The 26988-nt window shown below is 72.6% G+C and carries 22 protein-coding genes; 12 read left to right on the forward strand and 10 right to left on the reverse strand.

All coding sequences use genetic code 11. The features are described from left to right. Positions 1 to 96: 96 nt before the first annotated feature. A complete protein-coding gene (locus ACSMXR_RS31680) occupies positions 97 to 2304 on the forward strand; it encodes a phage holin family protein (protein WP_473170437.1) in 2208 nt (735 codons plus the stop codon). A 1-nt stretch (position 2305) separates the two neighbouring features. Here the strand turns inward: ACSMXR_RS31680 and ACSMXR_RS31685 are convergent, their stop codons facing one another. The 3 genes from ACSMXR_RS31685 to ACSMXR_RS31695 form a co-directional block, all read right to left on the reverse strand. Continuing rightward, positions 2306 to 3358: a LacI family DNA-binding transcriptional regulator gene (locus ACSMXR_RS31685; protein ID WP_473170438.1), complete on the reverse strand. Its 1053-nt coding sequence runs from the start codon at positions 3356 to 3358 to the stop codon at positions 2306 to 2308. Positions 3359 to 3392: 34 nt separating this feature from the next. After that, positions 3393 to 4040 (reverse strand): DUF305 domain-containing protein, encoded by a 648-nt coding sequence (locus tag ACSMXR_RS31690; RefSeq protein WP_473170439.1) that lies wholly within the window; start codon positions 4038 to 4040, stop codon positions 3393 to 3395. A gap of 86 nt (positions 4041 to 4126) precedes the next feature. After that, positions 4127 to 5065 carry a DUF1996 domain-containing protein gene (locus tag ACSMXR_RS31695; protein ID WP_473170440.1) on the reverse strand — a complete coding sequence of 313 codons (939 nt, stop codon included), beginning with the start codon at positions 5063 to 5065 and terminating at the stop codon, positions 4127 to 4129. A gap of 233 nt (positions 5066 to 5298) precedes the next feature. Here ACSMXR_RS31695 and ligA point away from each other — a divergent pair, with 233 nt between their 5' ends. The 4 genes from ligA to secD all read left to right on the forward strand — a co-directional run bounded on the left by ligA (position 5299) and on the right by secD (position 11653). After that, complete coding sequence (ligA, locus tag ACSMXR_RS31700; RefSeq protein WP_473170441.1) at positions 5299 to 7443, forward strand: NAD-dependent DNA ligase LigA; 2145 nt, start codon at positions 5299 to 5301, stop codon at positions 7441 to 7443. A gap of 510 nt (positions 7444 to 7953) precedes the next feature. Further along, entirely contained in the window at positions 7954 to 8670 is a 717-nt protein-coding gene (locus ACSMXR_RS31705; RefSeq protein ID WP_137228913.1) for a rod shape-determining protein, read from the forward strand. Positions 8671 to 8717: 47 nt separating this feature from the next. Continuing rightward, positions 8718 to 9287, forward strand: coding sequence for a hypothetical protein (locus ACSMXR_RS31710; RefSeq protein ID WP_473170442.1), 570 nt, complete (start codon positions 8718 to 8720; stop codon positions 9285 to 9287). 35 nt (positions 9288 to 9322) lie between these two features. Next, on the forward strand, positions 9323 to 11653 hold the full coding sequence (gene secD, locus ACSMXR_RS31715) for a protein translocase subunit SecD (protein ID WP_381793273.1): 2331 nt from the start codon (positions 9323 to 9325) through the stop codon (positions 11651 to 11653). Between the two features lie 100 nt (positions 11654 to 11753). Here the strand turns inward: secD and ACSMXR_RS31720 are convergent, their stop codons facing one another. Continuing rightward, complete coding sequence (locus ACSMXR_RS31720) at positions 11754 to 12581, reverse strand: helix-turn-helix domain-containing protein (RefSeq protein WP_473170443.1); 828 nt, start codon at positions 12579 to 12581, stop codon at positions 11754 to 11756. A 105-nt stretch (positions 12582 to 12686) separates the two neighbouring features. Here ACSMXR_RS31720 and ACSMXR_RS31725 point away from each other — a divergent pair, with 105 nt between their 5' ends. Further along, on the forward strand, positions 12687 to 12992 hold the full coding sequence (locus tag ACSMXR_RS31725) for a 4a-hydroxytetrahydrobiopterin dehydratase (RefSeq protein WP_400912786.1): 306 nt from the start codon (positions 12687 to 12689) through the stop codon (positions 12990 to 12992). A gap of 27 nt (positions 12993 to 13019) precedes the next feature. On the opposite strand, the gene ACSMXR_RS31730 is transcribed toward ACSMXR_RS31725, so the two are convergent. After that, a complete protein-coding gene (locus ACSMXR_RS31730; protein ID WP_218524115.1) occupies positions 13020 to 13982 on the reverse strand; it encodes a LysR family transcriptional regulator in 963 nt (320 codons plus the stop codon). A gap of 211 nt (positions 13983 to 14193) precedes the next feature. Between ACSMXR_RS31730 and ACSMXR_RS31735 the strand changes: the two genes are divergently transcribed. Continuing rightward, positions 14194 to 15081 carry a class I SAM-dependent methyltransferase gene (locus ACSMXR_RS31735; protein ID WP_473170444.1) on the forward strand — a complete coding sequence of 296 codons (888 nt, stop codon included), beginning with the start codon at positions 14194 to 14196 and terminating at the stop codon, positions 15079 to 15081. An 18-nt stretch (positions 15082 to 15099) separates the two neighbouring features. On the opposite strand, the gene ACSMXR_RS31740 is transcribed toward ACSMXR_RS31735, so the two are convergent. From ACSMXR_RS31740 to ACSMXR_RS31755, 4 genes are all read right to left on the reverse strand, one after another. Beyond that, the gene (locus ACSMXR_RS31740; protein ID WP_137228899.1) at positions 15100 to 15567 is read right to left on the reverse strand and encodes an RICIN domain-containing protein; all 468 of its coding nucleotides are present in this window, start codon (positions 15565 to 15567) and stop codon (positions 15100 to 15102) included. Positions 15568 to 15602: 35 nt separating this feature from the next. Then, positions 15603 to 16439 (reverse strand): aldo/keto reductase, encoded by an 837-nt coding sequence (locus ACSMXR_RS31745; RefSeq protein ID WP_473170445.1) that lies wholly within the window; start codon positions 16437 to 16439, stop codon positions 15603 to 15605. 81 nt (positions 16440 to 16520) lie between these two features. Beyond that, a complete protein-coding gene (locus ACSMXR_RS31750; protein WP_381793267.1) occupies positions 16521 to 18320 on the reverse strand; it encodes an AMP-dependent synthetase/ligase in 1800 nt (599 codons plus the stop codon). 283 nt (positions 18321 to 18603) lie between these two features. Continuing rightward, complete coding sequence (locus tag ACSMXR_RS31755; RefSeq protein WP_376186106.1) at positions 18604 to 19485, reverse strand: LysR substrate-binding domain-containing protein; 882 nt, start codon at positions 19483 to 19485, stop codon at positions 18604 to 18606. A gap of 120 nt (positions 19486 to 19605) precedes the next feature. On the opposite strand from ACSMXR_RS31755, the gene ACSMXR_RS31760 reads away from it, so the two are divergent. Beyond that, entirely contained in the window at positions 19606 to 20703 is a 1098-nt protein-coding gene (locus tag ACSMXR_RS31760) for a bile acid:sodium symporter family protein (protein WP_473170446.1), read from the forward strand. A 19-nt stretch (positions 20704 to 20722) separates the two neighbouring features. Here the strand turns inward: ACSMXR_RS31760 and fdhD are convergent, their stop codons facing one another. After that, the gene (fdhD, locus tag ACSMXR_RS31765) at positions 20723 to 21571 is read right to left on the reverse strand and encodes a formate dehydrogenase accessory sulfurtransferase FdhD (RefSeq protein ID WP_473170447.1); all 849 of its coding nucleotides are present in this window, start codon (positions 21569 to 21571) and stop codon (positions 20723 to 20725) included. Positions 21572 to 21815: 244 nt separating this feature from the next. Here fdhD and ACSMXR_RS31770 point away from each other — a divergent pair, with 244 nt between their 5' ends. The 4 genes from ACSMXR_RS31770 to ACSMXR_RS31785 all read left to right on the forward strand — a co-directional run bounded on the left by ACSMXR_RS31770 (position 21816) and on the right by ACSMXR_RS31785 (position 26951). Next, the gene (locus ACSMXR_RS31770; protein WP_137228889.1) at positions 21816 to 22775 is read left to right on the forward strand and encodes a beta-ketoacyl-ACP synthase III; all 960 of its coding nucleotides are present in this window, start codon (positions 21816 to 21818) and stop codon (positions 22773 to 22775) included. Between the two features lie 215 nt (positions 22776 to 22990). Next, positions 22991 to 24172 (forward strand): ROK family transcriptional regulator, encoded by a 1182-nt coding sequence (locus tag ACSMXR_RS31775; RefSeq protein WP_473170448.1) that lies wholly within the window; start codon positions 22991 to 22993, stop codon positions 24170 to 24172. A 206-nt stretch (positions 24173 to 24378) separates the two neighbouring features. Next, positions 24379 to 25902: a sugar ABC transporter ATP-binding protein gene (locus tag ACSMXR_RS31780; protein ID WP_381847319.1), complete on the forward strand. Its 1524-nt coding sequence runs from the start codon at positions 24379 to 24381 to the stop codon at positions 25900 to 25902. Next, entirely contained in the window at positions 25899 to 26951 is a 1053-nt protein-coding gene (locus ACSMXR_RS31785; RefSeq protein WP_137228887.1) for an ABC transporter permease, read from the forward strand. The genes ACSMXR_RS31780 and ACSMXR_RS31785 overlap by 4 nt, the downstream gene beginning before the upstream one ends. The last annotated feature ends 37 nt before the right edge of the window (positions 26952 to 26988 follow it).

Here is a 26988-nt window from a genome sequence, read left to right on the forward strand (position 1 = left end):
CCCGGAGCCGCTGACCGGGACCGACGCTGTGAAAAGCTGAAGAGCGGGACCCGGACGAGCGGGGCCGGGGGCGGAGAGGGCGTGAGGTGGACCGGCGTGGGTGACGGGAAGTGGCGTACGGCGGGCAGAGCCCTGATGCGGGTGACCGCGGTCTGGGCGGTGTCCACCCTCACCATGCTCGCGCTCGCCGGCATCCTGCCCGACTTCCAGCTCCAGTCCGACGACGGCGACACCATCACCAAGACGGCCTTCACCGCCGCCTGGGGCGCGGGCGCCTTCGGTCTGCTCTCCGCCCTGGTCTGGCCCGTCCTCGTACGGTCCCTGCTCATCGTGCCGGCGCTCGTCCTCGGCGCGCTGGTCTTCTTCCTCAACGGTTCGCTGCTGCTGATAGCGCTGCGCCTCATCCCGGACGGACGCGGCGACGCCGCGCCGGAGACCGCCGTCGTCGTGGCCGCCGTGATGTCCGCCGTCGCCTCCGCCACCTCCACCGCCCTCGCCGTCCGCGACGACGAGGCCTACCGCCGCCGGCTGTCCCGGCTCGCCGACCGGCGCCGCAGACGCGGCCGCTCCCCGCGCCCGCCGGAGCCCGGCCGCGAAGGACCGCCCGGCACCGTCTTCCTCCAGCTCGACGGCGTAGGCCACGACGTCCTGGTGAAGGCCGCCGCCGACGGGCTGATGCCGACCGTCGCCGGCTGGCTCGCCGACTCCTCCGGACACCGGCTCACCCCCTGGCGCACCGACTGGTCCAGCCAGACCGGCGCCAGCCAGCTCGGCATCCTGCACGGCAGCAACCACGACGTGCCCGCGTTCCGCTGGTACGAGAAGGAGACCCGCACGCTCATGGTCTCCAGCCGGCCCGCGAGCGCCCTCGAAATGCAGCGCCGGGCCATCGCGCACACCCACGACGGAGGGCTGCTCACCGTCGACGGCGCGAGCCGCGGCAACCTCTTCAGCGGCGGCGCCGGACAGCTCGCCCTGGTCCTCTCCATGGCCGCCCGGCGCGGCAAGGGCCGCCGCTCCCGCGCCGGATACTTCGCCTACTTCTCCGACCCCGCCAACGCGACCCGCACCGCGCTGTCCTTCGTCGCCGAGGTCTTCCGCGAGATCGGCCAGTCGACCCGCGCCCGCGCCCGGAAGGTCACCCCCCGGATCAAGCGCGGCGGTCTCTACCCCTTCATCCGCGCCTTCGCCACCGTCGTGGAGCGCGACGTGGTCGCCGCCGCCGTCCTCGGCGACATGTTCGCCGGACGCACCGCCGTCTACGCCGACCTGGTCGCCTACGACGAGGTCGCCCACCACTCCGGCCCGCACAGCCGCGACGCGGAGAAGGTCCTCGTACGCCTCGACCGCTCGCTCGCCCTGATCGCCAAGATCGCCGACCACACCCCGCGCGCCTACCGGATCGTCCTCCTGTCCGACCACGGCCAGAGCCCCGGCGAGACCTTCGCGGGGAAGTACGGGCTCACGCTCAAGGACCTCGTCCGGGCGGGCTGCGGGCTGCCCGTGCCGCGCCGCGCCCAGCGCACCCGCAGCGCCTCCGAGGCCCGCGACGCGGTGCGGATCGCCCTGCACCGCCCGGTCGAGGACCAGGAGGCCGAGCACCCGGCCAAGCTCTCCGACCCGATCGTGCTGGCCTCCGGCAACCTCGGGCTCATCTCCTTCCCCGACATCGAGGGCCGCGCCTCCCGCGAACAGATCGAGCGCCGCCATCCGGCGCTGCTCTCCACGCTCGCCAACCACCCGGGGATCGGCTTCCTCCTCGTACGCAGCGAGGCACACGGCTCCGTGGTGCTCGGGCCCGGCGGGGCCGAGGTCCCCGTCGCCGCACTGGCGGACGGCGAGGGCCCGCTCGCGGACTTCGGCGTCGGGGCGGCCGCCGCCGTACGGCGCACCGACACCTTCCCGCACGTCGCCGACGTCATGGTCAACTCCATGTACGACCCCGCCACCGGTACCGTGCACGCCTTCGAGGAGCAGATCGGTTCGCACGGCGGCCTCGGCGGCGAACAGTCCCGGCCGTTCCTGCTCTGGCCGCGCGGACTGACGGATCCGCTCGACATCGTGGCCGCCGAGACCGCGGAGGGCGCGCCCGTGCCGCCGGGCGGCGGGCTGGTGGGCGCCGAGGCCGTGCACCGGGTGCTGACCCGCTGGCTCCAGGAGTCCTCAGGCCCTCAGGTGCCGGTCCGGGCCGAGGGCTTCGCCGGGGCCGACCTGGCGGACGAGCCGTTCCCGGCCGCGGCTCCGGTGCCGAAGACTCCCGTTCCGGAGGCCCCTGTTCCGGGCGTGTCGGAGCCGGAGGCCTGACTCAGGCCGACTGACGCCGTACGAGCGTCGGCGGGAAGAGCACGGAGGGCGAGGGGCCGCTCGGCTCACCGATCTGCTTCAGCAGCAGCCGGGCCATCTCCGCGGCCATCTCCTCCACCGGCTGCCGGACCGTGGTCAGCGGCGGGTCGCAGGCGGCCGCCGCGCTGCTGTCGTCGAAACCGACCACCGCCACATCGGACGGCACATCGCGCCCGGCCCGGAGCAGCACCGGCAGCGCGCCCAGCGCCATCAGGTCGGAGGCGATGAACACCCCGTCCAGGTTGGGGCGGTCCGCCAGCAGCCTGCGCATGGCCGCGGCCCCGCCCAGATGCGTGAAGTCCCCCTCGGCGCAGGCCACGTCCTCGATGCCGTGCGCGGCGACGGCCTCCAGGAAACCGGTCAGCCGGACCTGCCCGGCGGGCATGTCCTGCGGCCCCGAGACGGTGCCGATGCGCCGCCGCCCCAGCGCGGCCAGATGGTCGGCCGCCAGCCGCGCCCCGGCGTGCTGGTCGACCTCCACATAGGCCAGCGGCGACGGCTTGTGCGGACGGCCCGCGAGGACGGCGGGCATCCGGGTCTCCTGGAGCAGCCCGGGAAGCGGATCGTCGGCGTGCGTGGTGATCAGCACAACCCCGTCGACATGGCCGTGGCGCAGATAGGAGAGCAGCTGGGTCCGGGAGGCCTCGTCGTCGGCCAGCATCACGACCATCTGGATACCGGCTGGGCGCAACACCTCCAGCAGCCCGCTGACGACCCGGCCGAAGTACGGGTCGGAGAACATCCGGCCGACGAACGGCTCGGACATCGGCCGCCGTTCCCGCTCGGAGACCACCAGGGCCACCGAGTCGGTCCGCCGGGTCACCAGCGAGCGCGCCGCCCGGTTCGGCACATAGCCGGTGGTCGCCACCGCCTCCTCGACCACGGTGCGCAGGGCGGGGTCCACCGTGGTCGCCCCGTTGATCACCCGGGACACCGTCGCCCGTGACACACCGGCCACGGCCGCCACGTCCTCCAAGGTCGTGGGGCGTACGGGCGGCGGCACTTCGGCTGTCATGCAGCCCTTTATACCCGCAGGCAGGCCGCCCCGTTCAGCCGAGGGCCCGCTCCGCGCCCGGCAGTCGTGCCAGCTCGGCGAGGAAGGTCTCGCGCGCCGTGACAAGGGCGCGGGCCAGCTCGCGGGCGTCCGCCCGGCCGCCCGCGGTGATCTCGGAACGCGACACCTGCGCGGACTGGCGCAGATGGTCCCGGATCCCGGCGAGGACGAGCCGGTCGAACGCGGGCCCCTCGGCGGCGCGGGCCGCCGTCAGGTCCCGCTCGGTCACCATGCCGGGCATGTCGTGCCCCGCGTGCACATCGGTCAGGGGCAGCCCCATCCGGGTCAACAGAGGCCGCAGACGGTCGAGTTCGGCCTCCTGGCCGGCCCGCAGCCGGACCGCGAAGGCGCGGAGCCGCGGTTCGTCCGCACGCTCGGCGGCGAGCGTCAGCAGCTTCACCGCCTGCTGGTTCATCGGGGTCATCAGCTGGACCCAGCCGACGTCGGTGGCGGAGGCGGATTTGGCGGCGGACGGCGGGGTGGACGTCCGTGCCTCTGCGGCACGGGGCGCGGAGTCCGCCGCCGTACGGGGTCCGGAGTCCGCCGCCGACGAGCAGCCGGCCGCGCCGGTGAGGACCAGCACGCCCAGCAGGCCGAGGACGGCGGCCCGGTGGGGGAGCGGCGGGAGGTTCATGCGGTTCATGAGGTGTCCTCGTACGGTGGGGGAGGGCGCCCGCTCCGGAGCCGGGGCCCCGGAGCGGACGCGGTGCGCACGGAGTTGACGGACGATCAGGGCTTGCCGTCGAAACCGCACTTGACGATCGCGTTGATGCAGTCGCGGACGCGCTGCGCCATCTCCTCCTCCGGCCATACGTTGAAGAAGTCGCCGTGCATGGTGTAGCCGGGCCCGGACGCCAGCCGGAAGCGGGCCGGGTCGCCGTTCACCGGATAGCGCAGCACCTGCCGGAGCTTGGGCACCGGCACCGGGTGGGTGGCCGGGCAGCCCCCGGCCACCGGGTAGGCCATGTGGCTCTTGTGGTCGGCGGAGTCGAGATCCGTGCCGTTCCAGCACTGCGGGAAGTCCAGGTAGGACTCCATCATCGTGCCGGGCGGACAGTTCACGAAGTCCGTCGAGGGGTTGACCTCACCGGCGTGCAGGCACGACCAGCGGGCGATCGTGTTGTCCTGCGGGCCGGTCGCCTTCGCGTTGCCGGCCACGATGCGCAGGCCCCGGGGGAAGGGCTGGATCTGCCGGATGACATCGTCGCTGACCCCTTCGCCGAGGTAGTAGAAGGTGGTGCCGGTGGGCTCCACCTCCTGGTCGCCGTCGTAGAGGGTGGGCACCCAGTACGACGACAGGTCGGTGTCGGGGGAGCACGAGGTGCGGCCCTGCTCCAGCGAAGCCAGGTCGGAGCCGGCGTGCGTGGTGTCGTTGCCGAAGAAGCTGTGCATGTGGGAGGCGCCCGGCAGCCCGGGGAAGACGATCGGGTCGTCGGGGGCCCGGTGGGTGTACGGGCATTCCGCGAGGAACTCGGCCACCCGCACCACATCCGCGGCGGCCTTCGGAGCGGTGTCCGCTGCGGCCCGGTCGGCCGCCGCGTTGCCCACGTTGGCCTGGAGGAAGGAGAGGGCGAGGGCCGCCGTGGCGAGCCCGGCGATTCTGTACCGCCAGGGCGGCAGAGAACGTTGGCGGCGGTGGTCCGGATTGCGTCGATGACGAAAGAGCACGGCACTCCTGTTCGGGACGTGGGGGGATGGGGGGATTCCTTGATCATGAGAGAGAGCGCTCTCTCGGAGGAACGTAGGATTGCCTTCTGCGCATGTCAAGAGAGTGCGCAGACCCAAGAAATAAGCCTGATCGAAGACGAGTTGCGGATGTGCGTGTTGGAGAGCGCTCTCTCAAGATCGGGGTGGAGGAGGGTTCAGCGGCGTTGTCAGTGGTGGGCGGAAGAATGGTGGCCATGACGAACTCAGCTGCTGTGCTCGCCGATGCCGCCGCCTACGCCGCCGCGGTCGAAGAGGCCTCGCTCGCCGCCGCCGCGTACTACGCCACGGGCGAGAGCGCGCTGGACGACGACGCCTACGACCGGCTGGCGCGCGGGATAGCCGCGTACGAGGCGGACCACCCGGACGAGGTGCTCGCCGCCTCGCCGACGGGCAAGGTCGCGGGCGGGGCCGCCGTCGGCGACGTGCCGCACACGGTGCCCATGCTGTCGCTGGACAACGTGTTCTCGGCCGAGCAGTTCGCGACCTGGACCGCGTCGCTGGAGCGCCGGATCGGCAGGCCGGTGACGGCGTGGAGCGTCGAGCCGAAGCTGGACGGCCTGGCGGTCGCCGCGCGCTATCGGAACGGCCGGTTCGAGCGTCTCATCACCCGGGGCGACGGCACGGCGGGCGAGGACGTCTCGCACGCGGCCGGTGCGGTCGTCGGGCTGCCGGAGCGGCTGGCCGAACCGGTCACCATCGAGGTGCGCGGCGAGATCCTCATGACCAACGAGCAGTTCGAGCAGGGCAACGCGATCCGTACGGAGCACGGCGGCGCCCCCTTCGCCAATCCGCGCAACGGGGCGGCGGGCACCCTGCGCGCCAAGGACCGGGCCTACCGCGTGGAGACGACCTTCTTCGCCTACGGCGCACTGCCGCTGCACGACTCCGGGGAGCTCGCCGAGACCCTCCCCGAACTGCCCCACAGCGAGGTCCTGGCGTACGTCGCCGGCCTCGGCGTGCACACCGCCGCGGGCACCGACGTGGCGCCGGTCCGGGTCGCCACGGTCGAGGAGGTCCAGGCACGGGTGGCCGAGACGGCCTCCCTGCGCGCCTCGCTGCCGTTCGGCATCGACGGGATCGTGATCAAGGCCGATCTGGCGGCCGACCAGCGCGAGGCCGGCTCCGGCACCCGCGCGCCCCGCTGGGCCATCGCCCACAAGCTGCCCGCCGTGGAGAAGATCACCCGCCTGCTGTCCGTCGAGTGGAACGTCGGGCGCACAGGCATCATCGCGCCGCGCGCCGTCCTGGAGCCCGTGGAGATCGACGGCTCCACCGTCGGTTACGCCACCCTGCACAACCCGGCCGACATCACCCGCCGCGACCTGCGGCTGGGGGACCAGGTGATGGTCTACAAGGCCGGCGACATCATCCCGCGCATCGAGGCCCCCGTGGTGCACCTGCGCACCGGCGACGAGACGCCCATCGCCTTCCCCGAGAGCTGCCCGCAGTGCGGTTCCGCCATCGACACGAGCGAGCAGCGCTGGCGCTGCACCCGGGGCCGCGACTGCCGCCTGGTCGCCTCCGTCTCGTACGCGGCGGGCCGCGATCAGCTCGACATCGAGGGCCTCGGCTCCACCCGGGTCGTCCAGCTCGTCGACGCGGGCCTCGTCGCCGACTTCGCGGATCTGTTCACCCTGGAGCGCGAGCAGCTGCTCTCCCTCGACCGGATGGGCGAGACCTCCACGGACAACCTCCTGGCGGCCATCGACACCGCCCGCGCCCGGCCGCTCTCCCGGGTCTTCTGCGCCCTGGGGGTGCGCGGCACGGGGCGTTCCATGTCGCGCCGCATCGCGCGGTATTTCGCCACGATGGACCGGATCGTCGCCGCCGACGTGGAGATCCTCCAGCGGGTCGACGGCATCGGCAAGGAGAAGGCGGCCGCGGTCGTCGCCGAGCTGGCGGAGCTGGCCCCGCTGATCGGCAAGCTCGTCGCGGCCGGGGTGAACATGACGGAGCCGGGCGCCACCCCGCCCCCGGAGCCCGGGACGGAGGAGCCGGCCGGCACGGACGCGCGGACGGATGGCGGAGAGGCCGGGGCGGAGGCCGATGGCGACGGCGGAACCGGCTCCGCGCTGCCCCTGTCGGGGATGACCGTGGTGGTCACGGGCGCCATGTCCGGAGTGCTGGAGAAGCTGACGCGCAACGAGATGAACGAGCTGATCGAGCGGGCCGGCGGCAAGTCGTCCTCCAGCGTCTCCAAGCGCACGAGCCTGCTGGTCGCCGGGGAGAAGGCCGGATCCAAGCGCACCAAGGCGGAGGACCTGGGCGTCCGGATCGCGGTGCCGGAGGAGTTCGCGGAGCTGGTCGGCGCCTTCCTCGCGGCGGGGGAGGAGAGCTGACCTGATGACGCCCGCTGTGCGAAGGCGAGGTTCAGGCCTGTGAATCTGCGGGGAAGTGGCGTTCCACCACCCCGTATTGCATAGTGAGGGATCGGTCGCGCCTCGCTATCAGCGGGCCGACGGGGTGCGTGAACGGCTGCGACGGGCGGCCGGGGGTGAGGGACGATGCGTTCTGTGCACAACGGACAGCGACCGGGTCGCGCCGTCCCCCCGTCGTCGGGCCCCGCCCCGGCCACCGTCCTTCCGACCACACCGCCACCGGCTGTCCGTGTCCCGATCGCTTCCGCGCCCGGCGAGTGGCGAGGGCCGCTCCGCCCGGGTGCGGACCCATGGGGGAAGGGCCCCGGACCGCTTCGTGACGGAAGCGGTGCCGGGGCGTTCGGGACGGGTCGTTCCCACGCGGGCCTCCGGACGTACCACCGGCACGAGGGCGCGCCGGGCGCACCGGGTGCCACCCCGGCCGCCCGGGGGCTGGCCCTGGATCTCGGCAGCTCCCGTACCCGGGCCTGGGTGCCCGGCCGGGGCCTGGTTCTCGACCCGTACCCCGCCTCCGGCCCCCACGGGGCTGCCGAACGGCCGGTCCGGCGCGGGCGCATCGTCGACCCCGAGTCCTGCGGCCGGCTGCTCGGCCGGATCGCCGACGCCGCCCTGGGCCCCGACCGCAGCGACAGCGTGATCGTCCTCAGCCACCCGGTGCTCGCCGGGGCCGAACACCGCACCGCCGCGCGGGCGTTGCTCGCCGGGCTCGGGACGACGCGTGTCGTGGTCCTCAGCAGCGCCCGGGCCGCCGCCGCGTACGCCGGGCCGAGGGAGGCGGGCCCCCTGCTCGTCGTCGACATGGGGGCCGAGCTGACCGAGGTCACGCTTCTGGTGGGCGGCCTGGTCGCCGACGCCCGGCAGGCCGAGAGCGGACTCGACGATCTCGACGGCCTCGATCCGGCGGCGCTGCCCGCCGTCCTCGTCCGCACGGTGCTCGACATGATCACCTCCATGTGGCGGCACGACCGGCACGGCGCGATCCGCGGAGCCCTGCGCAAGGGCCCGGTGCTCGCGGGCGGCGGCGCGCTGCGGGCGGATGTCACCGATCGCATCGCCCGCTGCCTCGGCACCCGGGTGCGGCTGGCCGACGACCCGTCGACCACGGTGGTCCGGGGCGCCGGACAGATCCTCAGCTCCGTGCTCCGCCATCGGACGGCGCCGCCCGAGCATTCCGGCCGACCGAGGTGACGCCGTACCCGGGACGGCCCCGGGCGAACGCGTTCCGGGTGCGGTCCGTGCTGACCACACTGCTTCTCACCGTCCTCACCCTGGTCGGCGGCGCCGCCACGGCGAGCGGCGCGGTACCCGCCCTGACCGCCCTGAGCACGGCGCCCGCCGTGACGGTCGCCGCCCCCGCTGCCACCAGCACCGCCCCCGCTGCCACCGCCGTGACCTCGGTGTCCGCCGCACCGACGACCCACCGGACCGGGACCGGCCAGGGGACCGGCCACGCGCGGACCGATGACACGGAGACCCACCACACCGGTGCGGTGGCGCGGGCCGGGCACGAGCATCCCCGGGCGGCGGCCGACCCGGCGCAGGCCCCGCGGGCGGGCAGCGGCCGGCCGTATCTGCTCCTCCACGCCCCGCCGCCCCCGCACGACGCGCTGACGCCCGCTCCGCCGGGGCTCGCCGAGCCGCGCGCCGGAGTACGGCGGACCGCCACGGAAGCCTTCGACGCGCCCGGCAGCCGCAGGGGCGCGCTCCCCGGCGTCCGGGGGCCTCCGGGCAGGACGACCACCGGTCCCACGACCGGTCATCCGTCCTGTTCCGCGTCTGCCGCATCGGCGTCGCGTCCTCACTGAGGTGAGGGCGCCCGACGCCCCACCGGAGGATTTCCATGACTCGCGCCACCGTGGTGCGAGCGGTTCTGGCTGCCGCCGTTCTGCTCGTCTCCGTCTTCATCACCTTGACCATGTCGCCCAGACTCGGCCTCGATCTCCAGGGCGGCACCCGTATCGTGCTCCAGGCCCGGGACACCGCCACCGTCCAGGCGGACCGGGAGACCACCGACCGCACCTTGGAGGTGCTGCGCCAGCGGATCGACTCGCTGGGCGTCTCCGAACCGAATCTGACCCGTTCCGGCGAGGACCGGATCATCGTCGAACTGCCCGATGTCCAGGATCCGCGCCAGGCCACCGAGGTGATCGGCCGGACGGCCCAGCTCAGCTTCCACGCGGTCGAGGGCCCGGCGGCCGAGGAGCCGGACGGGAAGACCCCGGAATCCGACCCGGCCGACCCCGAGCGGCTGACCCTCCCCGACGAGCAGGGCCGCCCCCTCACGCTCGGCCCCAGCCGGCTCTCCGGCGCGGGCGTCGAGGACGCCACCGCCGGGTTCGACGCGCAGGGCGGAGCGGGCTGGAGCGTCTCGCTCGAATTCCGCAAGGACGCGGGCCAGGACTGGAAGCGGCTGACCGGCGAGGCCGCCTGCCATCCGGCCGGGGACGACCGGCGCCGGGTCGCCATCGTCCTCGACGAGAAGATCATCTCCTCACCGCAGGTCGACCCCTCGGTCGGCTGCCGGGCCGGACTGCCGTCCGGGGCCACCCAGATCACCGGTTCGTTCGGCGCGGACGAGGCGCGTGACCTGGCGCTGCTCATCAAGGGCGGGGCCCTGCCCGTACCCGTCGAGATCGTCGAGCAGCGGACCGTCGGCCCGACGCTCGGCGCGGCGGCCATCGACGCGAGCATGCAGGCGGCCCTCATCGGAGCCGCCGCCACCGCACTCTTCATCACCGTCGTCTACCGCCTCTTCGGCGCGCTGGCCGCCGTGGCGCTGGGCGCGTACGGGGTGATCTCCTACGCCGCGCTCGTCGCCCTCGGCGTCACACTGACCCTCCCCGGCCTCGCCGGTTTCGTCCTCGCCATCGGCATGGCGGTCGACGCGAACGTCCTGGTCTTCGAACGGGCCAGGGAGGAGTGCGCGGAGCGGCCGAAACGCTCGCTGCGCTCCGCGCTGACCACCGGGTTCCAACAGGCGTGGAGCGCGATCGCCGACTCCAACGTCACCACCCTGATCGCCGCCGGACTGCTCTTCTTCCTGGGCTCGGGCCCGGTCAAGGGCTTCGGCGTCACCCTCGCCATCGGCGTCATCGCCTCGATGTTCTCCGCGCTGGTCATCGCCCGCGCGCTCACCGAGATCGCCGCGAACACCCGCTTCGTCAGCGACTACCGCGGGGTCAACGGCATCGGACGCCCCGGCGCCGTACGGACCTGGCTGGTCCGCAGGGATCCGAAGCTCTTCCGGAAGCCGGTCCGCTGGCTCGTCGTCTCGGCGGCGCTGGTCGTCGTCGCGGTGGCCGGGATCGTGGTGCGCGGGATCGATCTGGGCGTCGAGTTCACCGGGGGCCGGCTGGTCGAGTACTCCACCAGCAGGCCGGTCGACGTCGAGACGGCCCGGGACGCGCTCACCGCCGCCGGGTTCGGCGACGCCGAGGTCACCACGGCCGGCGACGGCGATCTGTCCGTACGCACCGGGAAGCTCGACAACGACGGCGAACACGCCCTGCGGGCCGCCCTCGCCGAGGAGGGCGGCGAGACGACGAAGGTACGTGACGAGCTGATCGGCCCGAGCCTCGGCGACGAACTGCGGCGCAACGCGCTGATCGCCCTGGCGGTCGCGGTGGTCGTGCAACTGGCCTATCTGGCGGTCCGGTTCCGCTGGACGTTCGCCGTGGCCTCCGTCGGGGCCATGGTGCACGACGTGATTCTCGTGGTGGGCGCCTTCGCCTGGCTGGGGCGGCCGGTGGACGGCATCTTCCTGGCCGCCCTGCTCACCGTCATCGGCTACTCGGTCAACGACTCGGTGGTGGTCTTCGACCGGGTCCGCGAGCTGTGGGGGACCAACCGGAAGACCCCGCTGGACACCATCGCCCGCCGGGCCGTGCTGCAGACCGTTCCGCGCACCGTGAACACCGGGATGGGGGCCCTGTTCATCCTGGCCGCCCTCGCGGTGCTGGGCGGCGACTCGCTCGCCGACTTCGCGCTCGCCCTGCTCATCGGCATCGTCGTCGGCACCTGGTCCTCGGTGTTCACCGCCGTACCGGGCGCGCTCGTCCTGGAACGGACCGCCAAGGCTCCGCCGCCCGTACCGGGCAAGGGGAAGGGCACGGCGCGAGGCAAGGCCCGTGCGAAACGCCGCGACCCGCTCGACAACGGAGCCCGCGTCTGAGGCGACGGGCCCGCGTCCGAGGCGATGGGCCCGCGTCCGAGGCGACAAGCCCGTGTCCGAGGTGACGGGCCCGCGTCCGAGGTGACAGGAAGGGGCCGGGTCAGGACGGCACATGGGCGTGCAGATAGGCGGCGGTCTCGCGGTCCGCGGGAAGGAACGTCTCGATGGCCAGCTCGGCCACCGTCACGTCCATGGGCGTGTTGAACGTCGCGATCGACGACACGAACGACAGGACCCGGCCCCCGTGTTCGAGCCGCATCGGCAGCGCGAACGCGGCGGGCCGCTCCTGCTCCCGCCCCCGCTCAGGCTCGGGGCCGTTCGTGGCGTCCGCCCGTGCGGGTACGGGATAGGCGGCGACCTCGTCGTACAGCGCGCGCAGCTCCGGCGAGCGTACGAGGGCGATCTGCCGGTCCATCTGCGCCAGCAGGTCCGCCCGCCACTCGGGGAGGTTCACGATGCGCGGGGCGAGCCCGTCCGGGTGGAGGGTGAGCCGCATGGCGTTCACCGGCGGGGCCAGCAGCTTCTCCGACACCCCTTCCAGCAGCAGCGCGATGCCCCGGTTGGCCGCCACCACGCCGTAGACGCCGTCCACCACGAGCGCCGGATACGGCTCGTACGCCGCCAGCAGCCGGTCGAGACCCTCGCGCAGGGCGGCCATCGCGGGGTCGTCGAGCGGCGTCTGCGTGTAGCGGGGCGCGTAACCGGCCACCACGAGCAGCGCGTTGCGCTCCCGGACCGGGATGTCCAGCTGCTCGGCCAGCCGCAGGACCATCTCCTCGCTGGGCCGGGAGCGGCCCGTCTCGATGAAGGAGATGTGGCGGGCCGAGGAGTCCGCGCGCAGCGCCAGCTCCAACTGGCTGATGCGCCGCTGCTCCCGCCAGTCGCGCAGCAGCGGCCCCACTCCCGTGTCGGGCAGGACAGTCGTCATGCCAAGACCGTAACGTCACCGGCGGGCCGCGGCGGGTACGGGCCGCTGTGACGTACACGCCGACCCACCGAGACGTAAGCAACCGAGACCCACGGGAGCCGTTCCATGAGCGCCGAACCGCTGTCCCCGACCGAGATCGACCGCCGGCTGGAGAACCTGCCCGGCTGGGCGCTGGAGGGGGACCGGATCACCCGGACCTTCCGGCTGCCCTCCCACTTCGCCGCCGCCGCGCTGACGGTCCACATCGCGCGGATCCAGGACGAGCTGAACCACCACTCCGACCTGACGCTCGGATACAACACGGTGGCCCTCTCCGTCCACACGCACGACGCGGGAGGCGCGGTCACCGAGAAGGACCTCGCGCTCGCCGCCCGGGTGGCGTCCGCCGCCCCGGCCCACGGAGCCGAATAGCCCGGCGCGCCAGGAGGCCGCTCCGGCTCAGGCCACCGTGCCGAACCGTGGGTTCGCGCCGAGCCACTGCGCGTAGACCGGGCTGCGCGACACCGCCTCCGCGTACGCCGCGCGGGTCGCCCCGGCCACCGTCCCCGCCGCGGCGTCCGCGGCGGGGGAGTGCGGGTGCCAGCCCACCAGATGGCGCCAGCTGAGCGGCGCACCGGCGAGCGGTCTGGTCACCACCCCGGGCGTCGGCGGGAACGTCGCCCGGCACAGCCCGATCGCCCGCCCCACCTGCACCAGATGGACGACGGAGGAGGTGTCCGTCTCGTACACCGACACCGGGGTGAAGCCCGACCGCGCACAGGCCGCGGTGAAACAGTCGGCGAAGCAGCCGTCGCCCGGCACATCCGCCCAGCACTCGTCCGCGAGCGCGGCCAGATCCAGTTCCGCTTCGCCGGCCAGGGCGTGATCCTCCGGCAGCATCACGAAGACCGGATCCACCCCGACGACCTCCCAGACCAGCCGGTCCGCCAGCGGCGGCGGACTCTCGCCGCAGGTGCCGATCAGCGCGAAGTCCAGCCGCCCGTCGATCACCAGCGAGGCGATCTCGGCCACCGACCACGAGGTGTACGTCGACACCGGCACCGCCGGGTACGCGGTGGCCATCCGGTCCACCAGACCGCCGAGCAGCGGACCGTGCGTGCCGCCCAGCCGGAACCGGTCCAGCGCCCCCGTGGCATTGGCGAACCGCACGGCCTCCGCCTGCAGTTCGCTGACCGCGGGCAGGACCACCCGGGCCCGCTCCAGCACCAGTTCGCCGAGCGGGGTGGCACGCGCTCCGGTGTGGTCGCGGTCGAAGAGAGTGCCGCCCAGGGCCTTCTCGATCCGCCGCAGCTGAGCACTGAGAGCGGGCTGGGCAAGCCCCAGCGTGGCGGCGGCCTTGGTGAGGCTGCCGGTGTCGGCTATGGCACGGACCGTTCGCAGATGGCGCAACTCCAGCTCCATAAGGGCAAGTTATGGGCCCGACGTCACCCCGGCAATATGTGTGCTCCGCCTACCGTTCGGTCGGTGTACAGGTGGTGTATTCCGCCGGGCCGGCCGGCGGCGAACGACGTTCCGGTTCGACCGTGCCGGGCGTCGTCCTCGACGGTGGCCCCGATTTGCCGGACCGGCAAAGAAGCTTGCCGCGTGCGTCCCGTCCGGGGAGGCTGACCCCATGAGCAGCCACGCCGGTCACGGCCACCACGAAGCGCACCCCGCCGACATCGACTGGGACGTCCTGGGTCCCCTGCTGGAGCGGGAGGCCGAACTCAACGGTACGCAGTACGAGGAGGCGGCCCGCTGGATCGCCGCCCTGCCCACCGCGCCGGAGGTCCGCCGGGTCCTGGACGTCGGCAGCGGCCCCGGTGTCGTCTCCTGTCTGCTGGCCGAGGTCTTCCCGGAGGCCGAGGTGGTGGCCGTGGACGCCACACCCGCCCTGCTGGAACGCGCGAAGAACCGTGCCCGACGCCTCGGCGTGATCGACCGCTTCCGGACCCTGGAGGCCGAACTCCCCGGCGACCTCGACCGGTTGGGCGAGGCCGATCTGATCTGGGCGGGCAACTCCCTGCACCACCTGGGCGATCAGCGCGCCGCTCTGGCCGGATTCGCCGCGCTCCTGCGGCCCGGCGGCACGGTCGCGCTCGTCGAGGGCGGCCTGCCCGCCCGGCGGCTGCCCCGCGACATCGGCATCGGGCAGCCCGGTCTGGAGGCGCGGATGACCGCGGCCGCCGCCACGCGCTTCGAGCGCATGCGGTCCGAACTCCCCGGCGCCAAGCGGGAGACCGAGGACTGGCGCGCTCTCTTCACCGCGGTCGGCCTCGTCCCGCAGGGCACCCGCAGCTTCCTCCTCGACCTGCCCGCCCCGCTCTCCCGGGCCGCCCGCGACCATGTCGTCGCGAGTATCACCCGCGAGCGCGAGGTGCTCGGCGACCTGCTGACGGCCGAGGACAGCGCCGTACTGGACCGGCTGCTGGACCCCGAGGACCCCGAAGGCCTGCACCACCGCCCCGACGTCCACCTGCTCGTCGCCCGCACGGTGCACCTGGGCCGCCGCGGCGACTGAAGCGGCGGCCCCGGTGCGCTACCTCACCGGCTCCAACCGCCACCACTGGAAGGGGGAGTCGGTGTCCTCCCACTGCTGAATCGTGCCGCCGTCCTCGGTGGAACGGTCCGCGACCTCCATGACGAGCCCGCTGATGAAGCTCACCAGCGTCACCGTTCCGGGGGCTTCCGGATGCTGCTCGATCAGCCACTCCTGGGCGCCGAAGTTGTTGGCCTTCCACTGCTGGACGCGGGTGCCGTTCGACGTATCGGCGTTGGCGACGTCCAGCCGCTTCCCGCTGTGCTCGTTGACCAGGTGGAAGAGGGCCGCGCCCTCGTGCACCGGGGACAGCCGCCACACCTGCGCGGCCGTCCCGTCGTCCTCACCCTGCTGGACCCGGGCCCCGCTGCCTTTGGCAGCGCCGTACACCTCCAGCAGCAGCCGGCTGCCGACGTTGCGCAGGCGGTACGGACCCGCCTCGACGACGGGCGCGAGTTCGCCGCTCATGTTTTCTGTCTCCCCGATCGACGCCGGCCGTCGGCTCAGGCGCCGACCTTGAACTCCGCCGGGTCGGGGCCGAGCCGCCTGCCCTCGTCCAGGGCCGCGAAGGCGGCGAGGTCGTCGGCGTCCAGCTCGAAGCCGAACACATCGAGGTTCTCCTTGATCCGCGACGGGGTCACGGACTTCGGGATCACGATGTTGCCGGTCTGCAGGTGCCAGCGCAGCACCGCCTGGGCGGGGGTGCGGCCGTGCTTCTGGGCGATGGCGACGACCGTCGGCACCTCCAGCAGGCCCTTGCCCTGGCCCAGCGGCGACCACGCCTCGGTGGCGATGCCGTGGTTGGCGTGGAAGGCGCGGGACTCGGCCTGCTGGAACTGCGGGTGCAGCTCGATCTGGTTGACGGCCGGGACCACGGAGGTCTCGGCGAGCAGCCGCTTCAGGTGCTCGGGGTAGAAGTTCGACACGCCGATGGCCTTCGCGCGGCCGTCGGCGAGGATCTTCTCGAACGCCTTGTACGTGTCGGTGTAGGCGTCCTTCGCCGGGACCGGCCAGTGGATCAGATACAGGTCGACGTAGTCCAGGCCGAGCTTGTCCAGCGAGGCGTCGAAGGCGCGCAGCGTGCTGTCGTGGCCCTGCTCGCTGTTCCACAGCTTCGTGGTGACGAAGAGCTCGTCGCGGGCGACGCCGGAGGCGGCGATGGCCTTGCCGGTGCCCGTCTCGTTCGCGTAGATCGCGGCGGTGTCGATGCTCCGGTACCCGGTCTCGATGGCCGTGGCGACCGCCTTCTCCGCCTCGTCGTCCGGCACCTGCCAGACGCCGAAACCGAGCTGCGGCATGTCGAGGCCGTTGTTGAGGGTGATGGAGGGGACCTGGCTCACGAGCGATCGATCCTAACGTCGTCGGTTGGTGACTCCCCACGACAACGACCGGGCGGGTCCAGGCATTCCCGTGGCCGCCGGTCAGTGGTAGAGCGCGTCGACCTCGACCGCGTACGCCGTCTCGATCGCCTTGCGCTTCAGCTTCAGCGAGGGCGTCAGCAGCCCCAGCTCCTCGGTGAACGGATGGGCCAGGATCCGGAACGTACGGATCGACTCGGCCTGCGACACCGCCGTGTTGGCGGCCACCACCGCCCGCCGGACCTCCATCTCCAGATCCGGGTCGCGCACCAGGTCGGCCGGGCCCAGCGGGGTGCGGCCCTGCATCGACAGCCAGTGCTCCACGGACTCCTGGTCGACGGTGACCAGCGCCGCGATGTACGGGCGGTCGTTGCCGACGACGATGCACTGCGCCACCAGCGGATGCGCCCGTACGCGTTCCTCCAGGCCGGCCGGCGAGACGCTCTTGCCGCCGGACGTCACCAGGATCTCCTTCTTCCGCCCGGTGATCGTCAGATAGCCGTCCTCGTCCAGCGCACCGAGGTCCCCGGTCGCCAGCCAGCCGTCCTGCAGCACCGCCCGGGTGGCCGCCGGGTTGCCCAGATAGCCGGAGAACACGTTCGGCCCGTGCACCCACACCTCGCCGTCGTCCGCGATGTGCACCGAGGTGCCGGGGATGGGCTGGCCGACCGTGCCGTACCGGGTCCGCTCGGGCGGGTTCGCCGTCGCCGCGGCGGTCGACTCCGTGAGCCCGTACCCCTCGAAGACCGTCACCCCGGCGCCCGCGAAGAACAGCCCGAGCCGACGGTCCATGCCCGAACCGCCCGACATCGCGTGCCGCACCCGGCCGCCCATCGCGTCCCGGACCTTCTTGTAGACGACCTTGTCGAAGAACTGGTGCTGCATCCGCAGCCCGGCCGAAGGGCCGGGACCGTCCCCGAACGCCTTCTGCTCCAGGGCCTCCGCGTACTTCACCGCGATGTCGACGGCCTTGTCGAACGGCCCGGACCGGCCCTCCGCCTCGGCCTTGCGCCGGGCCCCGTTGAACACCTTCTCGAAGATGTACGGCACCGCCAGGATGAACGTCGGCCGGAACGTCATCAGGTCCGGCATCAGCGCGTTCGCCGACAGCTCCGGCTGATGGCCGAGCTTGACCCTGCCGCGGACCGCGGCGATCTCCACCATCCGCCCGAAGACATGGGCCAGCGGCAGGAAGAGAAGCGTGGCCGCCTCGTCGCCGGGCCTGGAATGGAACACCGGCTCCCAGCGCGTGACCATCGTGTCGCTCTCGAACATGAAGCTCGCGTGCGTGATCACGCACCCCTTGGGGCGGCCCGTCGTCCCCGAGGTGTAGATGACGGTCGCCACGGAATCGGGCGTCACCGCGCGCCGGTGCCGCTGCACCACCTCGTCGTCGATGCCCGCGCCCGCCCCGACCAGCTCGTCCACCGCTCCGGCGTCCAACTGCCACAGCCGCTTCAGATGAGGCAGCTGGTCGATCACCGAACCGACGGTCATCGCGTGGTCCTCGTGCTCGACCATCACCGCCACCACCTCGGCGTCGTGCAGCATCCACAGGACCTGCTCGGCGGAGGAGGTCGGGTAGATCGGCACCGACTGGGCCCCGACGGTCCAGAGCGCGAAGTCGAAGAGCGTCCACTCGTAGCGCGTACGGGACATCAGCGCGACCCGGTCGCCGAACCGCACCCCGTGCGCGATCAGCCCTTTGGCCAGGGCCAGCACGGAATCGCGGAACTCCCCGGAGGTCACATCACGCCACTGGCCCCCGGCGTCCTTGCGGCCGAGCGCGACGCGGTGCGGATCGTCCTCCGCGTAGTCGAAGACCACATCGGCCAGACCGCCGACTTGAGGCGCCGCCGCCATGGGTGGGACAGTGAAATCGCGCAATGACATGCTCCTAATGGCGCTCCGCACAGCGCCGCGACGCTACCCCAAGGCGGGGCCCGGCGGGAGGGGCCCGGAGCCTCCGCACACCGAGTCGTCCGCACAGGTCAACCGTCGAAATCCGGCCAGATGGGCAAGGCTCGGGCGTCCGCCCGGTCCAGTTCTGACGGAGGGGTAAGCGGCTCGCGCCGGAATCTCCACCGAATCCGCCCGCCGTTGCCACGGCCGGCCCGCGCCGGAGGCGGAGAGCGTGGTGTCGCCGCTAGCCGCCCGCCCCGCGGTGCAGCCGGTCGCCGCCCGCCAGGATCGCGGAGGCCAGCGCGTCGGCCGCCTCCTGGGACGCGCCCCGGCGGCTCCCGTGCAGCAGGACGAAGTCGACGGTGCCGAGCTCCGGCAGCCCCGTCCTGGCCGGAACCGGCACCAGGCCCGGCGGGACCATTCCGCGCGAGTGCGCCATCACCCCCAGGCCCGCCCGCGCCGCCGCGACCAGACCGCTCAGACTCGTACTCGTACAGGCGATCCGCCAGGCCCGCCCGTGCTCCTCCAGCACCTCCAGGGCCCGGGCCCGGGTGATGGCCGGCGGCGGGAAGACGACCAGCGGCACGGGGCGCTCCGGATCGACGCGCAGCTGTGGGGCGCCGATCCAGTCCAGCGCGTCCTGCCACATCAGTTCGCCGTGGGTGTCACCGGTACGCCGCTTGGCCAGCACCAGATCCAGCCGGCCCGCTTCGAGCTGCCGGTGCAGCGTCCCGGACAGCTCCACGGTGAGCTGGAGCTCGACCTCCGGATGGTCGCGGCGGAAGGACTCCAGGATCTCGGGGAGCCGGGTCAGCACGAAGTCCTCGGAGGCCCCGAACCGCAGCCGGCCGCGCAGCCGGGTGCCCGCGAAGAACGCCGCGGCCCGCTCGTGCGCCGACAGGATCGTCCCCGCGAAGCCGAGCATCGCCTCGCCGTCCTCGGTGAGATCGACGCGATGGGTGTCCCGGGCGAACAGCTGCCGCCCGGTCGCCTCCTCCAGCCGCCGCACATGCTGGCTGACCGTGGACTGGCGGACCCCGAGCCGGCGCGCGGCCTGGGTGAAGCTGAGCGTCTGGGCCACGGCGAGGAACGTACGCAGCTGGGCGGGGTCGTACGTGGCGTCCATGAGGGCACGTTATCGGGTTCCGTGATGACAGTCAGAGTGGAATACCGGATTCCCGATGGCCCAGTACGGGAGCAGGATGGACGCCGGAACCGAACGCCTACCGCCGGAGCGCCCGAGCACATGACCCGCCGCTTTCCACGACCGCCGTCCTGGCTGCCGGTCGACGCCTACATCCTGGCGCTGGCCGCGACCGTGGCCCTCGCGGCGCTGCTGCCCGCCCGGGGTACCGCCGCCGATGTGGCGGGCGGGGCCTCCACCGGCGCGGTCGCCCTGTTGTTCTTCCTCTACGGGGCGCGGCTCTCCACGGCCGAGGCGCTCGACGGGCTCAAGCACTGGCGCCTCCACCTCACCGTTCTGGTCTGCACCTTCGTCGCCTTCCCGCTGCTGGGGCTGGCGAGCCACGGCCTGGTGCCGTACGTCCTGACGCCCGAGATCCAGGCGGGCTTCCTCTTCCTGTGCCTGGTCCCCTCGACGATCCAGTCGTCCATCGCCTTCACCTCGATCGCCCGGGGCAATGTGCCCGCCGCGATCTGCGCCGGGTCCTTCTCCAGCCTCGCCGGGATCTTCGTGACCCCACTGCTCGCCGCCCTGCTCCTCGGCTCGACCGGGGGCGGCTTCTCGGCCGACTCGCTGCTGCGGATCGTGCTCCAGCTGCTCGTCCCGTTCCTCGCCGGACAGCTGCTGCGCCGCTGGGTCGGCGGCTTCCTCACCCGGCACAGGAAGGTGCTCGGACTGGTCGACCGGGGGTCGATCCTCCTCGTCGTCTACACCGCGTTCAGCCAGGGAATGGTCGCCGGGGTCTGGCACCAGGTCACCCCGGCCCGGCTCGGCGGGCTGCTCGCCGCCGAGGTGGTCCTGCTGGCGCTGATGCTCGCCCTGAGCTGGTACGGGGCACGGCGGCTGGGGTTCGACCGGGCGGACCGGATCGCCATCCAGTTCGCCGGTTCGAAGAAGAGCCTGGCGGCCGGGCTGCCGATGGCTAGCGTCATCTTCGGGGCGCACGCGAGCCTGGCCGTGCTGCCGCTGATGCTCTTCCACCAGATGCAGCTGATGGTCTGCGCGGTGATCGCCAAACGCCGCTCCCGCGACCCGGAACAGCAGCAGGACCCGGCCGTTTCCGAGCGGTCCAGGGGCTCCGATCACGCCGAGGGCTCGATGCCGGAAGCGCCGGAAGCGCCGAATGCCACCGACGCCGCACCGGCCACGATGCCCCGCTAGCTCCCGGCCGCCCCCGGCCTCACCCCCGGGGCACCGCCGCCTCCAGCGCGATCCGGTGCTCACCGGCGTACACGTTCATCGACGGGCCGCGCAGGAAGCCGACCAGCGTCAGTCCGCTCTCCGCCGCCAGGTCCACGGCCAGCGAGGACGGGGCCGAGACCGCCGCGAGCACCGGGATCCCCGCCATCACGGCCTTCTGCGCCAGCTCGAACGAGGCCCGCCCCGACACCAGCAGCACGGCCCGCGACAGGGGCAGCCGATGGTCCGTGAGCGCGCGGCCCACCAGCTTGTCGACCGCGTTGTGCCGGCCGACGTCCTCGCGGATGTCCAGCAGCTCACCCTCCTCGGAGAACAGCGCGGCGGCGTGCAGACCGCCCGTCCGGTCGAACACCTGCTGCTCGGCCCGCAACCGGTCCGGGAGGGTGGACAGCAGTTCCGGAGTGACCCGCACCGGGGGAGCTTCGGCCACCGGGTGCCGGGTCGTCGTGCGTACCGCGTCCAGGCTGGCCTTGCCGCACAGGCCGCACGAGGAGGTGGTGTAGACGTTCCGCTCCAGCGTGATGTCGGGGACCCGGACCCCGGGCGCGAGCTTCACGTCCACCACGTTGTAGGTGTTCACGCCGTCCGCCGTGGCCCCGGCGCAGTAGACGATCGACTGGACCTCGTCCCCTTCGGCGATCACCCCCTCGCTGACCAGGAAGCCCGCCGCCAGCGCGAAGTCGTCGCCCGGCGTCCGCATGGTGATGGCCAGCGGCCGGCCGTTCAGCCGGATCTCCAGTGGTTCCTCCGCCACCAGGGTGTCCGCGCGGGAGGAGACGGCACCGTCCCGGATACGGAGGGTGCGTCGGCGTTCGGTGACCCGTCCCATGGATGTGAACCCGATTCTGTCCGTGTGCGGCGGCTTCCGTGTCCGTGGTCGGAAGCCGAAACCTGACTCCGTCATTGTCCGGCACTCGCACCGGCGTGTCGCAGCCGCCGGTTCAGCACGCTGACCAGGCTGTTGTCAATGCTCCAACGTGTGGGCCGGATATCTGTGGGATCACGTGCCCCCGTACCCGGCGGTAGCGACCAAGACTGGATGTTTCCTGCCCTACCTGACGATGGGAACCCGTATGACCGGCTCACGTGTCGTGGCGCTCGGCCACTACCAGCCCGCCAAGGTGCTCACCAACGACGACCTGGCGGCCATGGTCGACACGAGCGACGAGTGGATCACCAGCCGGGTCGGCATCAAGACCCGCCATGTGGGTGGCCCCGACGAGCCGGTGGACGAGATGGCCGCGCACGCGGGAGCCAAGGCGCTGGCCACGGCCGGTCTGCAGGCCTCGGACATCGATCTGGTGCTCGTCGCCACCTCCACCGCGATCGACCGGTCCCCGAGCATGTCGGCGCGGGTCGCGGCCCGGCTCGGCATGGGTTCGCCCGCCGTGATGGACATCAATGTGGTCTGCTCCGGCTTCACACACGCGCTGGCCACCGCCGACCACGCGATCCGGGCCGGTGCGGCCACCCGGGCGCTGGTCATCGGCGCCGACAAGATGGCCGACATCGCGGACTGGACCGACCGCTCCACCTGCGTCCTGCTCGGTGACGGCGCGGGCGCCGCGGTCGTCACCGCCGACCCGGCCGCCGACGACGCCCCGGGCGGGCCCGGCATCGGACCGGTGCTGTGGGGCTCGGTGCCGGAGATGGGCAACGCGGTCCGGATCGAGGGGACGCCGCCGCGCTTCGCGCAGGAGGGCCAGTCCGTCTACCGCTGGGCCACCACCCAGCTCCCCCCGATCGCCCGGCAGGTCTGCGAGAAGGCGGGCATCGCCCCGGAGGACCTGGGCGCGGTCGTCCTGCACCAGGCCAATCTGCGGATCATCGAGCCGGTCGCCCGCAAGATCGGCGCGGTCAACGCCGTCATCGCCCGGGACGTCGTGGACTCCGGAAACACCTCGGCCGCCTCCATCCCGATGGCCCTGTCCAAGCTGGTCGAGCGCGGTGAGGTCGCCTCCGGAGCGCCCGTCCTGCTCTTCGGATTCGGCGGGAACCTCTCGTACGCGGGCCAGGTCATCCGCTGCCCCTGACCGGCTCCGCGGATCTCCGTGACCCCTCCCCGCCGACCTCCGCGACCTCCCCCCGTCGATCTCCGTGACCCCTCCCCGCCGACCTTTGTCCTGAGTGTGGAAAAAGTTGGGGCCGATTCCTGCGCAACTTCTTCCCACTCCGGGAAAGCGCTGCTACGTTCCCCTCGAAAGCCCGACGGACTGGCCGATGTGGCGGGGAGGGACGCGTGAGACGTATGACGGCACGACCCGCGAACGCGCATCAGGCGCGGCTGCTCCGACTGCTGCGCGACGGGGGCCCCAACTCCCGTGCGCAACTGGGTGATCAGGTCGATCTCTCCCGCTCGAAGCTCGCCGTCGAGGTGGACCGGCTGCTGGAGACCGGCCTGGTGGTGGCCGACGGACTCGCCGCATCGCGCGGCGGGCGCCGCTCGCACAACATCCGGCTCGCTCCCGAACTGCGTTTCCTCGGGGTCGACATCGGCGCCACCTCGATAGATGTGGCCGTCACCAACGCGGAGTTGGAGGTACTGGGACACCTCAACCACCCGATGGACGTGCGCGAAGGCCCCGTCGCCGTCTTCGAGCAGGTCCTGTCGCTGGCCGCCAAACTGCGGGCCTCCGGGCTCGCCGAGGGCTTCGACGGCGCGGGCATCGGGGTTCCCGGCCCCGTCCGCTTCCCCGAGGGCGTGCCGGTCGCGCCGCCGATCATGCCCGGCTGGGACGGCTTCCCGGTCCGCGAGGCGCTCAGCCAGGAGCTGGGCTGCCCCGTCATGGTCGACAACGACGTGAACCTCATGGCCATGGGGGAGCAGCACGCGGGCGTGGCCCGCTCCGTGGGCGACTTCCTCTGCGTCAAGATCGGTACGGGTATCGGCTGCGGCATCGTCGTCGGCGGCGAGGTCTACCGCGGTACGACCGGCAGCGCCGGCGACATCGGGCACATCCAGGTGGACCCGGACGGCCGGCCCTGCGCCTGCGGCAACAAGGGCTGCCTGGAAGCCCACTTCAGCGGCGCCGCGCTCGCCCGCGACGCGGAGGACGCGGCCCGGGAGGGCCGCTCGCCCGAGCTCGCCGCCCGGCTGGAGACGGCGGGCCGCCTCACCGCCGCCGATGTGGCGGCCGCCGCCGCTGCCGGCGACGCCGCCGCCCTCGACCTCATCCGTGAGGGCGGCAACCGACTCGGCCAGGTCATCGCGAGCCTGGTCAGCTTCTTCAATCCCGGTCTGGTGGTGATCGGCGGCGGGGTCACCGGCCTCGGTCACAACCTCCTCGCCAGTGTCCGCACCCAGGTCTACAAGCAGTCCCTGCCCCTGGCCACCGGCAACCTCCCCATCGTGCTGGGCGAGTTGGGGCCCATCGCCGGAGTGATCGGCGCGGCCCGGCTCATCAGCGACCACCTCTTCTCACCGGCCTGACCCCAGGCCGTACGACGCACCACGGAACCACCCCGTCAGCAGCCGTACGCACCACGCACCACCGAACCACCTCCTTGTCAGCAGCCGTTCGCGGTGCCGCCGGCTCCACGGCACCTCCAGCCCTGCGCCCTGTCCGCTCACCGGCCCTCCCCGGCCCCTCGGCACCGCCCGAGCAGGGGAGACCCCATTCGCCGAGGGGATTCGTCATGGCACCAGAACCACCCCTGCTCACCATGTCAGGCATCACCAAGCTCTTCCCGGGCGTGCGCGCCCTGGACGGCGTCGACCTGGAAGTCCAGGCCGGCGAGGTCCACTGCCTCCTCGGCCAGAACGGTGCGGGCAAGTCCACCCTCATCAAGGTGCTCGCCGGAGCCCACCAGCCCAACGACGGCGAGATCACCTGGCGCGGCGAAACCGTCCAGCTCAAGTCGCCGATCGCCGCCATGCGCCTGGGCATCGCCACCATCTACCAGGAACTCGACCTGGTGGAGGGCCTGTCGGTCGCCGAGAACGTCTTCCTCGGCCACGAGCCGACCAGCGCGGGCTTCATCGTCCGTACGGGAGAAGGCCGTTCGGCGGCGAAAGCGCTGCTGGCCCGCCTCGGTCATCCCGAGATCGACCCGGCCCGGCACGTCGGCGACCTCTCCGCCGCCCAGCAGCAGATCGTCTCCATGGCACGGGCGCTCTCCCACGACGTCCGGCTCATCGTGATGGACGAACCCTCCGCCGCCCTCGACCCCGACGAGGTCGACAACCTCTTCCGGATCGTCGACGGCCTCACCGCCGACGGGGTGGCGGTCGTCTACATCTCGCACCGTCTTGAGGAGATCCGCCGCATCGGCGACCGGGTCACCGTCATCAAGGACGGCCGGACCGTCGCCGTCGGACTGCCCGCGGCCGACACCCCCACCCGCGACATCGTTGCCATGATGACCGGCCGCGACGTCGCCTATGTCTTCCCGCCGCGCCCCGAAGAGCCGGCCTCCGCCACCGCCGAACCCGTGCTCCGGGTCCAAGGCCTGTCCCGCAAGGGCGAGTTCGCACCCGTCGACCTCGAACTGCGGCCCGGCGAGATCGTCGGCCTGGCCGGACTCGTCGGCTCGGGCCGCTCGGAGATCCTGGAGACGATCTACGGCGCCCGCAAGGCGAGCACCGGAACCGTCACCGTGGCGGGCCAGCAGCTCCGGCCCGGCAGCGTCCGCGCCGCCGTCGCCGCGGGCATCGGCCTCGCCCCCGAGGAACGCAAGGCCCAGGCCCTGCTGATGACCGAGTCGGTCACCCGTAACGTCTCCGTCTCCTCCCTCTCCCGCTTCGCCCGGATCGGCTGGATCGACCGGGGCGGCGAGCGGAAGGCCGCACGGAGCGCCACCCGCGAACTGCAGATGCGGCCCGACAACCCGGACGCCGCCGTCCGCACCCTCTCCGGCGGCAACCAGCAGAAAGCCGTCCTCGCCCGCTGGCTGCTGCGCGGCTGCCGGGTCCTGCTGCTGGACGAACCCACCCGTGGCGTCGACGTCGGCGCGCGCGCCGAGCTCTACGCCGTGATCCGCCGGCTGGCCGACGAAGGCCTCGCCGTACTGCTCGTCTCCAGCGAAGTGCCCGAAGTCCTGGGCCTCGCCGACCGGGTGCTGGTCCTCCGCGAGGGCGAAGTGGTCCACACGGCCCCCGCCCAGGAGCTCGACGAGCACCGCGTACTCGACCTCGTGATGGAAGGGAGCCCGACGCCATGACACAGCCCGCCCCGTCGGCGCAGCACAACGGGCCGGACAAGGGGGCTCCCACCGGCCCCTCCGACGCACCGCCCGCGAAGCCGGGCGGCGGCAGGCCGGCCCTCGGACTGCGGCTCGACGTCCGGATCCTGTCCCTGCTCGGCGTCCTCGCCGCCCTGATCCTGGTCGGCGGCATCACCGAACCGGACGCCTTCCTGGACACCGGCAACCTCCAGCTGATCCTGACCCAGGCCTCCGTCATCGGTGTCGTCACCGTCGGCATGACCTTCGTCATCATCAGCGGCGGCATCGACCTCTCCGTCGGAGCGATGGTCGCCCTCGCCTCGGTGTGGGCGACCACCCTGGCCACCCAGGAGTACGGCTTCGCGGGCATCGCGTTCACCGCGGTGATCGTCGGCCTCGCCGCCGGACTCGTGAACGGCGTCCTCATCGCGTACGGGGGAATGGTCCCGTTCATCGCGACGCTGGCCATGCTCGCCTCGGCCCGCGGACTCGCCCTCCAGATCACCGACGGCAAGACCCAGATCGTCACCGTCGACTCGGTCCTCGACCTCGGCCTGCCCGACTCCTACATCCTCGGGATCCCGCCGCTGGTCATCATGTTCGCGGTGGTCACCGTCGTCGGCTGGCTGATCCTCAACCGGACCACCTTCGGCCGCCGCACGGTCGCCGTCGGCGGCAACGCGGAGGCCGCCCGGCTCGCCGGCATCGACGTCCGCCGTCAGCGCCTGTACCTCTACCTGCTATCCGGGCTGTGCTGCGGCATCGCCGCCTTCATGCTGATCGTGCTGGCCGGCTCCGGCCAGAACACCAACGGCAACCTGTACGAGCTCGACGCCATCGCCGCCGCGATCATCGGCGGGACACTGCTCAGCGGCGGCCGCGGCACCATCGTCGGCTCCGTACTCGGCGTCCTGATCTTCACCACGATCACCAACATCTTCGCGCTCAACAACCTCCAGAGCGACGTCCAGCAGATCGCCAAGGGCGCCATCATCGTCGCCGCCGTTCTGGTCCAGCGCCGCACCATGCGCGGCAGGGAGACCTGACCGCGCGCAACCGCACCCGAGCGCCCCACAACGCACC

It is taken from the genome of Streptomyces sp. DSM 106670, from assembly GCF_055792845.1.

Bases quoted from the DNA above. Each gene is read 5' to 3' on its own strand.
- ACSMXR_RS31685 (WP_473170438.1), bottom strand. From the start codon at position 3,358: ATGACAGCCGAAGTGCCGCCGCCCGTACGCCCCACGACCTTGGAGGAC.
- ACSMXR_RS31730 (WP_218524115.1), bottom strand. From the start codon at position 13,982: ATGGAGCTGGAGTTGCGCCATCTGCGAACGGTCCGTGCCATAGCCGAC.
- ACSMXR_RS31750 (WP_381793267.1), bottom strand. From the start codon at position 18,320: ATGGCGGCGGCGCCTCAAGTCGGCGGTCTGGCCGATGTGGTCTTCGAC.
- ACSMXR_RS31785 (WP_137228887.1), top strand. From the start codon at position 25,899: ATGACACAGCCCGCCCCGTCGGCGCAGCACAACGGGCCGGACAAGGGG.
- ACSMXR_RS31690 (WP_473170439.1), bottom strand. From the start codon at position 4,040: ATGAACCGCATGAACCTCCCGCCGCTCCCCCACCGGGCCGCCGTCCTC.
- ACSMXR_RS31760 (WP_473170446.1), top strand. From the start codon at position 19,606: ATGACCCGCCGCTTTCCACGACCGCCGTCCTGGCTGCCGGTCGACGCC.
- ACSMXR_RS31755 (WP_376186106.1), bottom strand. From the start codon at position 19,485: ATGGACGCCACGTACGACCCCGCCCAGCTGCGTACGTTCCTCGCCGTG.
- ACSMXR_RS31780 (WP_381847319.1), top strand. From the start codon at position 24,379: ATGGCACCAGAACCACCCCTGCTCACCATGTCAGGCATCACCAAGCTC.
- ACSMXR_RS31770 (WP_137228889.1), top strand. From the start codon at position 21,816: ATGACCGGCTCACGTGTCGTGGCGCTCGGCCACTACCAGCCCGCCAAG.
- ACSMXR_RS31740 (WP_137228899.1), bottom strand. From the start codon at position 15,567: ATGAGCGGCGAACTCGCGCCCGTCGTCGAGGCGGGTCCGTACCGCCTG.
- ligA (WP_473170441.1), top strand. From the start codon at position 5,299: ATGACGAACTCAGCTGCTGTGCTCGCCGATGCCGCCGCCTACGCCGCC.
- fdhD (WP_473170447.1), bottom strand. From the start codon at position 21,571: ATGGGACGGGTCACCGAACGCCGACGCACCCTCCGTATCCGGGACGGT.
- secD (WP_381793273.1), top strand. From the start codon at position 9,323: ATGACTCGCGCCACCGTGGTGCGAGCGGTTCTGGCTGCCGCCGTTCTG.
- ACSMXR_RS31720 (WP_473170443.1), bottom strand. From the start codon at position 12,581: ATGACGACTGTCCTGCCCGACACGGGAGTGGGGCCGCTGCTGCGCGAC.
- ACSMXR_RS31775 (WP_473170448.1), top strand. From the start codon at position 22,991: ATGACGGCACGACCCGCGAACGCGCATCAGGCGCGGCTGCTCCGACTG.
- ACSMXR_RS31735 (WP_473170444.1), top strand. From the start codon at position 14,194: ATGAGCAGCCACGCCGGTCACGGCCACCACGAAGCGCACCCCGCCGAC.
- ACSMXR_RS31725 (WP_400912786.1), top strand. From the start codon at position 12,687: ATGAGCGCCGAACCGCTGTCCCCGACCGAGATCGACCGCCGGCTGGAG.